This window comes from Paenibacillus sp. JJ1683, from assembly GCF_053006485.1.
In genome coordinates, this window is record NZ_CM129820.1 from 2,042,887 (window position 1) to 2,056,203 (window position 13,317).

Below are 13,317 nucleotides of genomic sequence, written 5' to 3' on the forward strand. Positions count from 1 at the left end.
GGAAAATCGGGTTTACAGGCGTTTCAGGAATACGCTGATGCGTTCCAGAGCCATTTCCAACTGTTCACGCGATGACGCATACGAGCAGCGGATAAAGCCTTCGCCGCCTGGGCCAAATGCGGAACCCGGGACCGTTATAACTCCTTGTTCTTCCAGCAGTCGCTTGGCAAACTGTTCGGAGCTTAACCCTGTATGCGCAATGGAAGGAAAAGCATAGAAGGTACCGTTTGGTTCATGACATGGAAGTCCTGTCTGACATAGGCCGGCAACGAACCATTTTCGACGTTGATTATAGGACTCCATCATACGATCTTTCTCCTCTAGCCCATTGCGCAGGGATTCAATCGCGGCAATTTGCCCGATAATAGGAGCGCACATGGCTGTATACTGATGGATTTTCAGCATGGCTGAAATCAATTCTTTCGGACCGCATACATAGCCGACCCTCCAGCCTGTCATGGCAAATGCTTTGGAAAAGCCGCTGATGAGCAGGGTGCGTTCTTTCATTCCTGGCAGAGAAGCGAAACTTACATGCTGCTGTCCATAGGTCAATTCAGCATAAATTTCGTCCGATATGACAATAAGATTATGCTCCTCAACCAGACGGGCAATGGGTAGCCAATCCTCATAGGTCATCACCCCGCCTGTCGGGTTGTTCGGATAACAGAGAATAAGCACTTTGGATCGTGGAGTCAGCTTGGATTTGAGCGCCTCAGCTGTCAGCTTAAACTGCTGGTCGGCAGACGTTTCAACCGTTACGGTATGTCCTCCGTTCAAAAACGTGATAGGCGAATACGAAATATAACAGGGTGCTGGTATGAGTATTTCATCGTGTGTTGTGATGAGGGCGCGTAGCGCCAAATCCAATGCTTCACTGCTGCCAACAGTGACCATGATTTCATCTGCCGGGTTATAGGATGTACTGAAGCTGCTCTCCAGATATCCGGCAATTTCCTCGCGAAGCTCAGGGAGACCTGCATTGGGTGTGTATGAGGTTTTACCATTTTCCAGTGCTGTGATACAGGCCTTTCTCACATGTTGAGGGGTTATAAAATCCGGTTCACCGACACCAAGTGATACGATATCTTTTCTGCCTGCACTATATTCAAAAAACCGACGGATACCTGAAGGCGGCATTTCCCGTACAGCCGGAGTCAAAAAATCAGTTATAGATACTGCTGTCGATACATTTGTCATGTTGATTCCTCCTTATTGAAAAACAAAAAAACCCGCCCCTGTAAAAGGGACGAGTTTATACCCGTGTTACCACCCTAGTTTCATTCCATAGGAAATGACACTCTGTTCACGTATCCATCAATACGTGTTCCGGTTAACGCTGGAAAGGCGGCAGAGCTTACTTCAGGTTCAGCCCGCTTCTCAGAGATGGCGTTCAGCTACCCTCGGAATGTTGGCTTTCACCTGCCCCAACTCTCTGCAAATCCGCTGTATAGCTTACTCGTTCTCGTCATTGAAATTTGTTACCGTATCAATTTAGGTGTAATTATAAGCACAACATTTCAGAATAGCAAGTCTTTTTTTATAATTCTGGAAGACAGAAGCATCATCATTGACGACTGGAAGATTACGTATATAGTGGTATCATGGGGAATTCTGCCCCAAAATTTCACTGTGTTAAGACTATATTGGCTAGAGAGGGATGGTGTCCATATGAATGTATTTGAAGGCTTTAACGAAAAGGTTTTGCCTCAAGGATGGAGGTGGATCAACGAACCAACTGTATGGAGCTTCGATGAATCCAAGGCTTTACAAGTCTCTGCACCTTCACAGGCAGATTTTTTTAGAGATCCGTCCGGCGCAGTTATCAAATCGTCCGCTCCTTTTTTGCATACCACCCTACATGGAGATTTTACAATCTGGACGAGGGTTCGTGTCGATATGAAGCAGCCCTATGATTCAGGATGCTTGATGGTGATGGCGGATGATACTCATTGGGCTAAGGTATGCTTTGAATACTTTGAGAATACCCCCTCGATCCTTAGTGTGGTCACACGGGATACATCCGATGATTGTATATCGGGGGCGATGGATGCTTCTAATCCATATTTGCGAGTAACACGAGCTGGAAATTGCTTTGCCTTTCATTATTCCTCGGATGGTCAACATTGGAAACTGGCCAGATATTTTGGCATGAATGTTCCCAGCCAGCTAAAAGTTGGGGTTGTCGCACAATCTCCGGTAGGGGCGGGGTGTAATGTTACCTTTGATACTTTGACGATAACAGATCATGTGTTCGAGGATATACGAAACGTGGAATAAATAAAAGCCCTCTTTCTAAATGTGAAAGCGCTATAAGAGAGAACTGAAGAGACGTAAATACGCGTTCTTAGGCAGGAGGTAGATGGAAGTTTGCTGTTAAGAAGGAAGGGTTACAAGCTGCCCGGTATGTTGGGGGTGATGCTTGTAGCTACGTTGGGCTGTTTCGGACTCATTATGTATCTACAGTCCACAAGCGGGACGAGAATATATCAATTTCTGTACTGGGATATATTCCTGGCATAGGTTCCGGTGTTTATTTCATTGTTCATGGTGGCGTTATTCAGATTGCGAAATGCAAAAGTAAGAAATATTCTTTTATTTTTCGCCGCATGGGTATGGTTGTTTTTTCTGCCAAATGCTCTTTATTTAGTGACCGAACTACTACATGCATTCCGTTTGTACGATGTGAATCCTGGTACGCGTTTTTGGTTGAATACTCAATTTTGGCTAATCTTATTTACGTCCTTTTCGGCCGCTGGAATTGGTCTTTTTCTTACATCCCTTTGTGTATTGATGATCCATCGTATGTTGAGGAAGATTTGTTCAGGTTGGCTTGCATGGGCTGTAGTTTTTGTGATGTTATGGCTGGCCAGCATAGGTGTGTATATAGGCAGATTTGCCCGCTGGAATAGCTGGGATGTGTTGCTGCAACCGCTGGTGCTTTTTGCGGATCTTTGGAGATGGGCAGTACATGCAGGGGAGAAGCTTCATTTGCTGTCCTTTAGCTGGCTGGTGTTTGGGATGGCAATCATCTTTTATCTATTTATTTATATCTCTTTAAGTGAAGATTAGGATTTAGGCCGAGGACATGTATTCAATGAATACAGACTTCGGCCTTTTATCTGTGGCGAATTAGGAGTTGGAGTTATCTTTCTTCGTGTACATCGTAAAGCACGCGCACAAGCAAATCTTGGCCGAAATTTCCGAATCTTTTACCAAAAATAGTGAGTCCTCCTTTGTTTTGCGATTGATCAGATACGGATAAACGCAGTGTAATATCGCTTTTGTAATCAAGTCCAATATCGTCTATGGTGACTTCTGATATACGGCACCCGTCAATGAAGCTTCCATGCTGGTTGATGCGAATTAACTTCAGCATGCCGTATTGATTCAAGTGTGGGGGCCACCAATCAGGATTGAGAACCCCGGGAACAGCTCCAAAATCGCCTGGGCTCGTCCAGTGACCGATGGCAATACCATTTATATGAAAACAAATATCAGACGGATAGTCCTCACAATAACACGGTGCTTCTGATCCCAGCTCTGCGGAAAATTGAATTTCGGTAAAGGATTGATTCGCTTTCAAGTAGTTAGGAATGCGGTATTCCAGAAAGCCTTCTGCCATCCAGATCATTTCAGAGTCCAGTCGCGCGGGATCTGCAAAATAGCGTGGATCATCAAAATCGCCGATAATGCTGTCTTTGGTCACTAATCCACAAGTAGGAACCGCCTGGTAGTTACTATAATGACCGATGCGAATTTCTACCTCATACACATTTTTTTGTTCTCTGCTGCGCAGATCTACCATTAGCTTTTCCTTATTTAAATAGCACATTTTTCGGGTCCCGTGTTTACCGCTTACCGTATTGATTTCCACAAGCCCGCATTCTTCCAGTTTGCGAATATGCATCGTAATGGTGCCGTTGCTCAAATTTAGCTTGCTCGCAATATCATTCATACTTTGTCCTTGAACAGCAAGTAACTCAAGAATTTGAATGCGAATTTCCGAGCCCAGTGCTTTGAAAATATCTAACCCCGACATTAAGTTCTTAATATAAATCATAGCTATAGCCCATCCTTATCTATAAAAAATGTAATGTAAGCGCTTATATTTTTACTTTGATTTATGTTAAAATAAAATCATAAAGAAGTAAACTGCTTTTCTGTAAATATTTTTTACTAAAAGAAGAAGAGAGGAAATGACGTTCTAAAATAAGGTGTTTTTTATAATATAAATCGTATTTAAGTATTTTATTTAGTATTCATTGCGAAAATATACTTAAAAACGATTTAATTTTGCTTTTTAAGTTACTCCAATCTATGTTTTATAATTATTTAAAAAGATTGAAAAATGCATTGACGAACCGTAGAATGGCGTGCTATATTTTATTTGTAAACGAATTCATTATTGATAAAGGTAAATGTTAATTATATGGTACATGAGAGGGATGATAATCACAGCGGCAATCAACAACGGGTTGTGTACCGCACAGTTAAAGATTAGGCCGAGTGGTATGAAGTTATTTTAACACTTAATGTATGCGGTTTCATTTTAATTTTAGGAGGGGTCGCGTTGACAAAGAAAAAAGGTTTTGCACTAACAATGGTTGTTCTGTTGTTGATGGTTGCTGCACTGGCAGGCTGTAGTGGAGGAAGTTCCAGTAGCGATGGAAGCAAGGAATTGACTTTCATGTTCCGTGGAGGAACGGATGAGCAGAAGGCTTATAAGGATGTTATCAAGAAATTTGAAGAAGAACATCCTGGTGTAAAGGTTAAAATGGTCGTGACGGCAGCAGACCAATATGCTACAAAGCTTAGAGCTGCAATTACAGGTAACAATCTTCCAGATATCTTCTATTATGCCCCTGGAGATTTGAAAGCTTATGTTAACAGTGGGGTGTTGAAGGATCTGACACCTTATATTGAGAAGAGCAAGGATATAAATCTGGATAACATTTGGAAATACGGTGTAGATTTGTATCGCTATGACGGTAAAATGGCTGGTCAAGGAAATATTTACGGTATGCCGAAGGACTTGGGTCCATTCGCCTTGGGTTATAACAAAACCATGTTTGAAAAAGCAGGTGTTCCATTGCCTGACAAAGACAAACCGTATACATGGGAGGAGTTCATCAAGGTTAACCAAGAGCTGACCAAAGATACTAACGGGGACGGCAAACCAGATCAGTACGGAACAGGCTTTAACGTTCAGTGGGCATTGCAAGCCTTTGTATGGAGTAATGGCGCTGATTGGCTGGATGAGAGCAAAACCAAAGTAACGATTGACGATCCGAAATTTGCGGAAGCGCTTCAGTTCTTTGCTGATATGCAAAACAAATATAAAATTACACCTGGCATTGAACAATCACAAACATTGGACACATATCAACGCTGGATGAAAGGCGAAATGGCGTTCTTCCCAGTAGGGCCTTGGGATATGAGTACATTTGAAAAACTGCCATTCGAATATGATTTGTTGCCTTTCCCAACAGGATCGACTGGCAAACCGGCAACATGGATTGGTTCTCTGGGTATCGGTGTTTCCTCTAAAACAAAATATCCAGATGAAGCTGTAGAATTGGTTAACTATCTGACTACTTCCAAAGAAGGCATGAAGCAGCTCGTAGATGCCAAGGTACAGATTCCGAATCTGCTGGATATGGCTGATGAGTGGGTCAAAGATACAAAAACAAAGCCTAACAACAAACAAGAATTTATTGATATCGTAAAAGACTATGGACGTGCATTACCAGGTAACTATACGTATAACGCAGAATGGTACGATATTTTCTTCACAGATATCCAACCTGTGCTGGATGGCAAAATTACGGCAGCAGATTATGTGAAGCAAGAACAACCGAAGATGCAGAAACTGCTGGATAAAGCGGTGGAGCAAGAGAAAAAATCACAGAAATAATGCGTAAATAGAGGGAAAAGGATGATGTTAGTGGCTGAATATCATGCTGCTAACATCATCTTCATTCCAAATCAGAAACAGAGGTGAGCCCTGTGATAACCAAATCTAATCTCTACCGCAAAGAGAAGATATATGGATACTTATTTATTCTTCCACCTATTCTCGGTCTGCTAATCTTTACGTTGTTCCCGTTTGTCTATTCGTTATACGGCTCTTTTACAGACTGGGACGGATTGGGACAAATGAACTTTATTGGGTTCGACAATTTTAAGGATTTATTTAGCGATGAACTCTTTTACAAATCGATGTACAATACTCTTTTCTTAATGTTGGGTATTCCAATTGGTCTGGTACTAGCTTTACTACTGGCACTGGGACTGAATCGCAAGATTCCAGGTACGACAACATTTCGTGTGATCTATTATATTCCGGTCATTTCTTCGTTGGCTGCCGTTTCTATTATGTGGAACTGGGCCTACAACGGAGATTATGGTTTGGTGAACCAATTCCTTGAATTGTTCGGTATTAAGGGACCTAACTGGCTGATGGATAAGGACACAGTCAAACCGGCCCTGATTCTCATGACTGTATGGAAAGGTCTCGGATATACAATGTTGCTATATCTGGCTGCGCTGCAAAGCGTATCTCGCTCTTATTATGAAGCAGCAGAGCTGGACGGAGCTAGCGGATTCCAAATGTTCCGCAATATCACTTGGCCAATGGTGAAACCAGTAACCTTCTTCCTGGTCGTTACCAACATTATTGGTGGTTCGCAAATCTTTACTGAAATGAACATTATGACACCTACAGGGGGTCCGGAATACTCATCCGCCTCAATTGTCTTCTATATTTGGGATAAGGCATTTAAAAACCTGCAAATGGGATATGCCTCCGCGATGGCTATGATTCTCGGCATCTTCATTTTTATCGTAACTTTGATTCAATTTAAAATGAATGAAAAATCATCCTTTGATGGGGATTGATTTTCGCGGAAAGGAGTGAGGCTGATTATGTCCCATAGTCAAAAAACGAAAGTTACCAATATCATTATCTTTATTGTACTGGCGATTGGAGCGATTGCGATGATCGCACCGTTGCTTTGGATGTTGTCCACTTCGGTAAAAGAAAAGCAGGATGTCTTTGCACTCCCACCAGTATGGATACCAGAGGTGTTTCAGTTTGGTAAGTACAAGGAAATTTGGGAAGCAGGTCCTCTATTAAGCGGGATCAAGAACAGCGTGATTGTGGCTGTAAGTGTCACGGTTGTGGGTACCTTCACATCTAGTGTAGCTGCTTTTGCATTCGCAAAGCTGAGATTCCCTCATAAAAATAAACTGTTTTTGGCACTCATCGCATCCATGATGATTCCTTACCCAACAGTTATGATTCCACAGTTTATGATGTTCTCCAAACTTGGCTGGATAGATACGCTGTTGCCTCTGATCGTTCCCGGCTTGTTCGGTAATGTAGTCATGATCTTTTTCTTGCGGCAGTATTTGCTCAGTGTACCGGATGCTATTATCGAAGCTGCTAAAATTGACGGAAGCTCTTATTTCCGACTTTATTCATCGATTACGTTTCCGCTCATTAAGCCGGCAGTTGCGGCACAGCTAATTTTATGGTTTATGGGAATTTGGAACGATTACTTGGCACCGATTATTTACTTGAACTCACCAGAAACGCAGACATTGCAGCTGGTTATCGCGAATTTTAATGCGACTTATGCCATTCAGACGGACTATCCACTTATTATGGCGGCTTCCATTATAGCCTTGTTACCTGTGTTGATTATATTCCTAATCTTCCAGAAACAAATTATTGAGTCGGTTGCCATTTCTGGTGTCAAGGGTTAATTGACACTTGCACTTGGACGATTCGGTTAATGATGTAACGCAGTCACCCTATGTACTGAGTAAAGGAAGGAGGAGAATAACAGTTATGGTTATGCTGCTAATGCTGGGTCTATCTGGCTGTGGGGATAACACTCCGGACCCTGTATATCCGCAGGCTCCGCCTCCTGATCACTTGTATGATCAAAGTACGATAGACGATGAACAGCGCTGGACTATTAACAATGCCCATGACCCAGCGATTATCAAAACTGATCAGGGATATTATGTCTATTCGACGGATGTAAAGACAGGTGGAGAATTGAGGCCGGGTGTTATGGTGCGCAAATCGACCGACCTGATTCACTGGAGCTGGGTTCAATATGCTTTACCCGGCATTCCAAAGGAAGCGGGGGCATGGTCATCAGCAACGAATCTGTGGGCCCCGGACATTATAAAGATGGGCGATACCTATCGAATGTATTATTCTGCTTCCACATTTGGCAGCACACGATCAGCTATTGGGTTGCAGACATCCAACTCCCCGGAAGGTCCTTGGAAGGATGAGGGGCTGGTTATTAAAACGGATGAGCATGACAAGCTGAACGCAATTGATGCTAATCCGGTATTGGATGCCGAAGGAAATCTATGGATGGTATACGGATCATTTTTTGGCGGGATTCATATTACACCGCTCGATCCGCAGACTGGAAAGCTCAAAGAGCCAGGCTATGGTAAAAATATCGCTGCCAGAGATCGGGCAACCGAGGACGGAGCTGTGGAAGGACCGTACATTGTGTACAATCCTGTGTTCCGTAAATACTACTTGTTCGTCTCGTATGATTCTTTATTCGAGGACTACAATGTTCGCGTAGCTCGCTCGGATTCTATCACAGGTCCGTACGTGGATATAAATGGACATGATATGGCGGATACCAGTTATTTGCCTCAATATGAGATTGGGAACAAGGTGCTGGGTGGTTATCGTTTCAGCGAAGGAGAAGGCTGGGTTGCGCCAGGTCATAATTCCGTGCTGAAGGACGGAGACGATTACTACATTGTTCATCATGCGCGGGGAGAAACGGATAAAAGCTGGCCTTACTTGCATGTGCGCAAAATATTGTGGACGGCTGATGGTTGGCCTGTCGTATCGCCGGAGCGGTATGCGGGCGAAAAGGAACAGGATATACCCAAAAGGTTATTATCCGGCAACTGGGAGCGCATCGTGATAAGGCAAGAAGTAGACGGTCAGGTGGAAGCTGAACCGCTTCGTCTGGAAGCTGGAGGGCGGGCAACCAGTGGTTCTCTGGAAGGTCACTGGAGTTTTGATGGTAGACGTACGCTAACAATGGATTGGAGCAATGCGTCCGAAGGGTCAAAGGAGGAATTGCTATTGCTTCCTTCATGGGACTGGGAGCTCGGTCGTCATACTCTAATTTTCACGGGTATGAATGAAAAAGGAATTTCCATCTGGGGAAAACGTATCACCGATTAATCATATGAACTACATATTACACATAGAGGAGAGAAAAACCATGAATCAACCTGTATCTTTTAATAATCCGGTCATTGAGCAACGTGCAGACCCTTGGATTTACAAGCATAGTGATGGGTATTATTATTTTACCGGATCTGTGCCAGAGTATGACCGCATTGAGGTTCGGCGGGCACGTACTATTCAAGGCTTGAATACAGCAGAACCAGTGGCAGTGTGGCATAAATATGAAACGGGTCCGTTAAGCGCGAACATTTGGGCACCGGAAATTCATTATATTAACGACAAATGGTACATTTATTTTGCAGCAGCTCGTACTACAGAAACGAAGGAAGGTCTGTTCGACCATCGGATGTTTGTGCTGGAAAATGCTTCAGCTAATCCGCTGGAAGGTGAATGGGTGGAAAAGGGACAGATCAAAACTCGCTGGGAGACGTTTGCTCTCGATGCGACAACCTTCCAGCATAATGGCGTTCTATATTATGTATGGGCTCAGAAAGACCCGGACATCATAGGTAATTCCAATTTGTATATATCAGAAATGAGCAATCCGTGGACGCTGCGTGGTGAGCAGGTCATGATCTCAACACCAGAATATGACTGGGAAGTTATCGGTTTTAAGGTAAATGAAGGAGCAGCCGTTCTGAAACGGAACGGAAGGATTTTTATCAGCTATTCAGCTAGTGCTACAGATCACAATTATTGCATGGGTCTGCTAACGGCAGACGAGAATGCCAACTTACTTGACCCGAAATCGTGGGCAAAGTCTCCTGCGCCAGTATTCTGCACGAATGAGGAAACAGGTCAATTCGGACCTGGTCACAACAGCTTTACTGTTGCTGAGGATGGTAGTGACGTTATCGTATATCACGCTCGTAATTACAAGGAAATTACAGGTGACCCGCTGTATGATCCGAATCGTCATACACGTGTTCAGCGTTTGAACTGGAATGAGGATGGAACACCTGACTTTGGTATCCCGGTACCAGATGGCGTTTCTGTTGGTTAATCCAGTCGAAATATATGCTAGATGATTAACGTGTCACACAGCGACACTATAATTTTATAAACAACGTAGGAAAGTAATTTTGCTGCGTGTAACAATCGTAATAAGATACCTTCGACCTTAGGGTTGGAAGGTATCTTTTTGCTTTTGGGAGACGGAGCGAAGTTACGGGTACTTTAAATCATGGGATGCGATACACAGAACATGTCAAGCGAATAATTGATACAAATGTTTAATATTTTCCACGAGATGGAAGCTACAAATGTATGGTAAAGTGTAGGGTATACAAGATATTTTCAAAAGTCTCCTGTGCATACCGAATCGAATCACACGAGGTGAGAAAAATGTTACAATCGTTAAAAGCCATTGCTAATTACAGGAAAGAAAGTGATCTGGCCTGGGATACACCGACCTGGCTAAAGCTGCTTGTTTCGGCTGAGGAGCGTATTGTAAATTTGGAGCGCATTCGATCCATAGGTGAGTTAAAGGATGCTAATCCTGTACTGGATTATGTGGAGCGCACATTGCTTATTTTGGACGGACTTCCATTGTCATTCTGGGTTAAAGAGCTACTGGAGGATGTATTGGTATGGTCTGAGACCGCCAAAGGAGGCACAGTCCGCGAACGGCTACGCTGGCAGCATGAGGGCATTAATTTATTTGTACATAATATTGGCTCCTCCCAGCTGTATGTCAGACAGGCTCAAGCAGAGTCCCCTGCATACCCGCGTAACAGCATGACCCGGATTCTGATTGAGACGCATGGATTGATCGGGCAGTATATACGGGGAGAAATACCTTTTGCGGAAAATCGACTGCTGCTTGAAATTACTCGTAAAGGCTGGCTGAGCTCGGAGGAATTGGAGCTTGTGTTACGAGCACTGAACGAATGCATTATCGCTGGTGTAGATCCTGCATTATGGGAGCAAGTACGCGGTGAAGTGGAGCAGTTAATCGGCTGGATTGCCTGGGATAACGCCCCTGTAGTCTGGAGTGTAAAGGAGCGACTGGAGAGATTGCGGTCGGTTTCGATTCATGAAGGTGAGCCGTTTGAGCAGGCTTACGCCGAGCTGGAGCGGGAGCTGAATGTAGAGAAGGCGCTGGCTCCGCTGGAGAATCGGACACTTTGGTATGTAGAATCAGCTTTGCAGGATTTTTCACTTCAAGAATTGGTTAAGGTATTTTTACTCACGTTGAGGGATGGCACAGGGCAGGAACAGCCTGCAACGGTACGGCATATTAGTTTTGAATCGCTTATGAATACGATGTATTATGACTATCGTGGTGTTAAGAAAATTAACGTATACAAAAAAAGAATGATAGAAAAATATTTAAGCGCATTGTCCTGGCAGGATATCACAAAAGGGAAACGGGAGCATAATCCTCATTTGAGTGTAGTCGTAGAGCATAAGGAGGAGTTGCCAAGTACCGTATTTTTTAATTTTGTATTTTCATCAGCTGCAGAAAAATTGATCGACTTTTGTATTGAGGCAGAAAAGACGCCTCTGTATGACAAAGCAGTCCTGCTGCTGTTTGATCTGTTCGGATTACGGCGCGATGCCTATGATCGCTTTCACAATGAGGAAACATACCTTACAGATATGAACCAGACCGCCGATTTCAAAAGGGTCATTCTAGATTACGTGACTGGAACCCGTATACTGGATATCGGACCTGGCGGGGGCGTACTGCTGGACCTGATCGAGCAAGAAAGACCGGACTCGAAGCCGTTGGGTCTTGACATTTCTGTGAATGTGATTGAGGCCCTTAAACGTAAAAAGCAATTGGAGCACCGTCGTTGGGATGTCATCAAAGGGGATGCGCTTCAATTAGAAGAGTATGTGGAAACGGAGAGCATGGATACGGTTATTTTCTCTTCGATTCTTCATGAGCTGTATTCCTACATTGAACGAGATGGAAAAAGGTTCAATTCACAAACAGTGGAGGCTGCTTTGCATAGCGCCTACCGTGTACTTGCACCCGGCGGGCGCATTATCATTCGTGACGGTATTATGACCGAACCAGTAGAGCAGCGCAGACGCATTCGATTTTTGGAGCCGGACGGAATGGAATGGCTGCTGCGGTATGCGCAGGATTTTGCGGGTCGCCCCATTGAAATAGAGCGCATAGGTGAGCATGAGGCTGTTTTGCCGGTAAATGATGCAATGGAATTTCTGTATACCTATACATGGGGGGCGGAAGCCTATGTGCATGAGGTACAGGAGCAGTTTGGTTATTTTACTCCGTCACAGTATGAAGAGTGTATTCGTAACACACTTGGACCACAAGCGATTATCCGGTTGAGCCGCCACTATTTGCAGGAGGGCTATGCCGAAGCGCTGTCCAGTCGTGTTGAGTTCATGGATGAGCAAGGTCAGCCGGTTCCTTTGCCAGACAGTACCTGTCTGATCGTAATTGAGAAGCCAAATAACAGGGATGAAGCAACTAAATGATTTATAATTTAAACAAGAGAATGCCTTCTGAGTTGTGCCAAGCGCACTGGGAAGGCATTTTTTTGGAAAATGAATGGAGGTGCGTTCATGTCCGCGCAGGTAGTGATATCCGAATATAATCCGCAGTGGGTAGCAGAGTACATACAAGAACAGGCCAAATTGATAGAGGCTCTCGGAGACGTGTGTGTCGGCGTAGAGCATATCGGTAGTACATCCGTTCCTGGTTTGGGAGCCAAGGCTATTATCGACATTATGGTTGGAGTAGAAGATTTGGCGATGATTCAATCCGAACAGCGAGAGCGTTTGCTAGGTATTCAATATGAATATGTACATAAGCCTGATTTTCCAGAGCGAGCTTTCTTTCGCCGTGGAGAATGGGGAGCTGGGACCCATCATTTGCATATTTACAAGTATAAAGGAGAGCATTGGGAAAACCATCTATTGTTCAGAGATTACTTGAAAGCGCATCCTGAGAGCCTGGGAGCGTATGAGACTTTAAAAAAAGATTTGGCTCACCAATTCAATCATGACCGTGCAGCGTATACCGAAGCCAAGGGACCTTTCATTCGGCAGGTGGTTGAGCAAGCGAAGCTTGAAAGACAAAGTAGAGACAAATGAAA

The 13,317-nt window shown here is 44.0% G+C and carries 10 protein-coding genes, 1 pseudogene and 1 other annotated feature; of the genes and pseudogenes, 9 read left to right on the forward strand and 2 right to left on the reverse strand.

Annotated features, from left to right (window positions below; translation table 11 throughout):
* Nucleotides 1-12: 12 nt before the first annotated feature.
* Nucleotides 13-1,197 (reverse strand): aminotransferase class I/II-fold pyridoxal phosphate-dependent enzyme, encoded by a 1,185-nt coding sequence (locus tag ACUC6J_RS08995; protein WP_039277073.1) that lies wholly within the window; start codon nucleotides 1,195-1,197, stop codon nucleotides 13-15.
* A 42-nt stretch (nucleotides 1,198-1,239) separates the two neighbouring features.
* Nucleotides 1,240-1,478 (reverse strand) — a binding site (T-box leader).
* Between the two features lie 190 nt (nucleotides 1,479-1,668).
* Here ACUC6J_RS08995 and ACUC6J_RS09000 point away from each other — a divergent pair.
* Nucleotides 1,669-2,277, forward strand: coding sequence for a DUF1349 domain-containing protein (locus ACUC6J_RS09000; protein WP_017425810.1), 609 nt, complete (start codon nucleotides 1,669-1,671; stop codon nucleotides 2,275-2,277).
* 90 nt (nucleotides 2,278-2,367) lie between these two features.
* A pseudogene (locus ACUC6J_RS09005) lies at nucleotides 2,368-3,069 on the forward strand (DUF1361 domain-containing protein).
* A 73-nt stretch (nucleotides 3,070-3,142) separates the two neighbouring features.
* On the opposite strand, the gene ACUC6J_RS09010 reads toward ACUC6J_RS09005, so the two are convergent.
* Nucleotides 3,143-4,060: an ArsR/SmtB family transcription factor gene (locus ACUC6J_RS09010; protein WP_447250088.1), complete on the reverse strand. Its 918-nt coding sequence runs from the start codon at nucleotides 4,058-4,060 to the stop codon at nucleotides 3,143-3,145.
* 510 nt (nucleotides 4,061-4,570) lie between these two features.
* On the opposite strand from ACUC6J_RS09010, the gene ACUC6J_RS09015 reads away from it, so the two are divergent.
* The 7 genes from ACUC6J_RS09015 (at nucleotide 4,571) to ACUC6J_RS09045 (ending at nucleotide 13,315) form a co-directional block, all read left to right on the forward strand.
* Nucleotides 4,571-5,914, forward strand: coding sequence for an ABC transporter substrate-binding protein (locus ACUC6J_RS09015; RefSeq protein ID WP_025364595.1), 1,344 nt, complete (start codon nucleotides 4,571-4,573; stop codon nucleotides 5,912-5,914).
* Between the two features lie 92 nt (nucleotides 5,915-6,006).
* Nucleotides 6,007-6,897, forward strand: coding sequence for a carbohydrate ABC transporter permease (locus ACUC6J_RS09020; protein WP_013370548.1), 891 nt, complete (start codon nucleotides 6,007-6,009; stop codon nucleotides 6,895-6,897).
* A gap of 27 nt (nucleotides 6,898-6,924) precedes the next feature.
* A complete protein-coding gene (locus ACUC6J_RS09025) occupies nucleotides 6,925-7,767 on the forward strand; it encodes a carbohydrate ABC transporter permease (protein WP_013370549.1) in 843 nt (280 codons plus the stop codon).
* An 85-nt stretch (nucleotides 7,768-7,852) separates the two neighbouring features.
* Nucleotides 7,853-9,238, forward strand: coding sequence for an arabinan endo-1,5-alpha-L-arabinosidase (locus ACUC6J_RS09030; RefSeq protein WP_117289693.1), 1,386 nt, complete (start codon nucleotides 7,853-7,855; stop codon nucleotides 9,236-9,238).
* Between the two features lie 40 nt (nucleotides 9,239-9,278).
* The gene (locus tag ACUC6J_RS09035; protein WP_025364598.1) at nucleotides 9,279-10,247 is read left to right on the forward strand and encodes a glycoside hydrolase family 43 protein; all 969 of its coding nucleotides are present in this window, start codon (nucleotides 9,279-9,281) and stop codon (nucleotides 10,245-10,247) included.
* A gap of 341 nt (nucleotides 10,248-10,588) precedes the next feature.
* A complete protein-coding gene (locus tag ACUC6J_RS09040; protein WP_025364599.1) occupies nucleotides 10,589-12,697 on the forward strand; it encodes a class I SAM-dependent methyltransferase in 2,109 nt (702 codons plus the stop codon).
* Between the two features lie 87 nt (nucleotides 12,698-12,784).
* On the forward strand, nucleotides 12,785-13,315 hold the full coding sequence (locus ACUC6J_RS09045) for a GrpB family protein (RefSeq protein WP_250247105.1): 531 nt from the start codon (nucleotides 12,785-12,787) through the stop codon (nucleotides 13,313-13,315).
* The last annotated feature ends 2 nt before the right edge of the window (nucleotides 13,316-13,317 follow it).

Excerpts from the sequence above, each read along its gene's own strand:
- ACUC6J_RS09025 (WP_013370549.1), top strand. The coding sequence starts at position 6,925 with ATGTCCCATAGTCAAAAAACGAAAGTTACCAATATCATTATCTTTATT.
- ACUC6J_RS09045 (WP_250247105.1), top strand. The coding sequence starts at position 12,785 with ATGTCCGCGCAGGTAGTGATATCCGAATATAATCCGCAGTGGGTAGCA.
- ACUC6J_RS08995 (WP_039277073.1), bottom strand. The coding sequence starts at position 1,197 with ATGACAAATGTATCGACAGCAGTATCTATAACTGATTTTTTGACTCCG.
- ACUC6J_RS09040 (WP_025364599.1), top strand. The coding sequence starts at position 10,589 with ATGTTACAATCGTTAAAAGCCATTGCTAATTACAGGAAAGAAAGTGAT.
- ACUC6J_RS09035 (WP_025364598.1), top strand. The coding sequence starts at position 9,279 with ATGAATCAACCTGTATCTTTTAATAATCCGGTCATTGAGCAACGTGCA.
- ACUC6J_RS09010 (WP_447250088.1), bottom strand. The coding sequence starts at position 4,060 with ATGATTTATATTAAGAACTTAATGTCGGGGTTAGATATTTTCAAAGCA.
- ACUC6J_RS09000 (WP_017425810.1), top strand. The coding sequence starts at position 1,669 with ATGAATGTATTTGAAGGCTTTAACGAAAAGGTTTTGCCTCAAGGATGG.
- ACUC6J_RS09030 (WP_117289693.1), top strand. The coding sequence starts at position 7,853 with ATGGTTATGCTGCTAATGCTGGGTCTATCTGGCTGTGGGGATAACACT.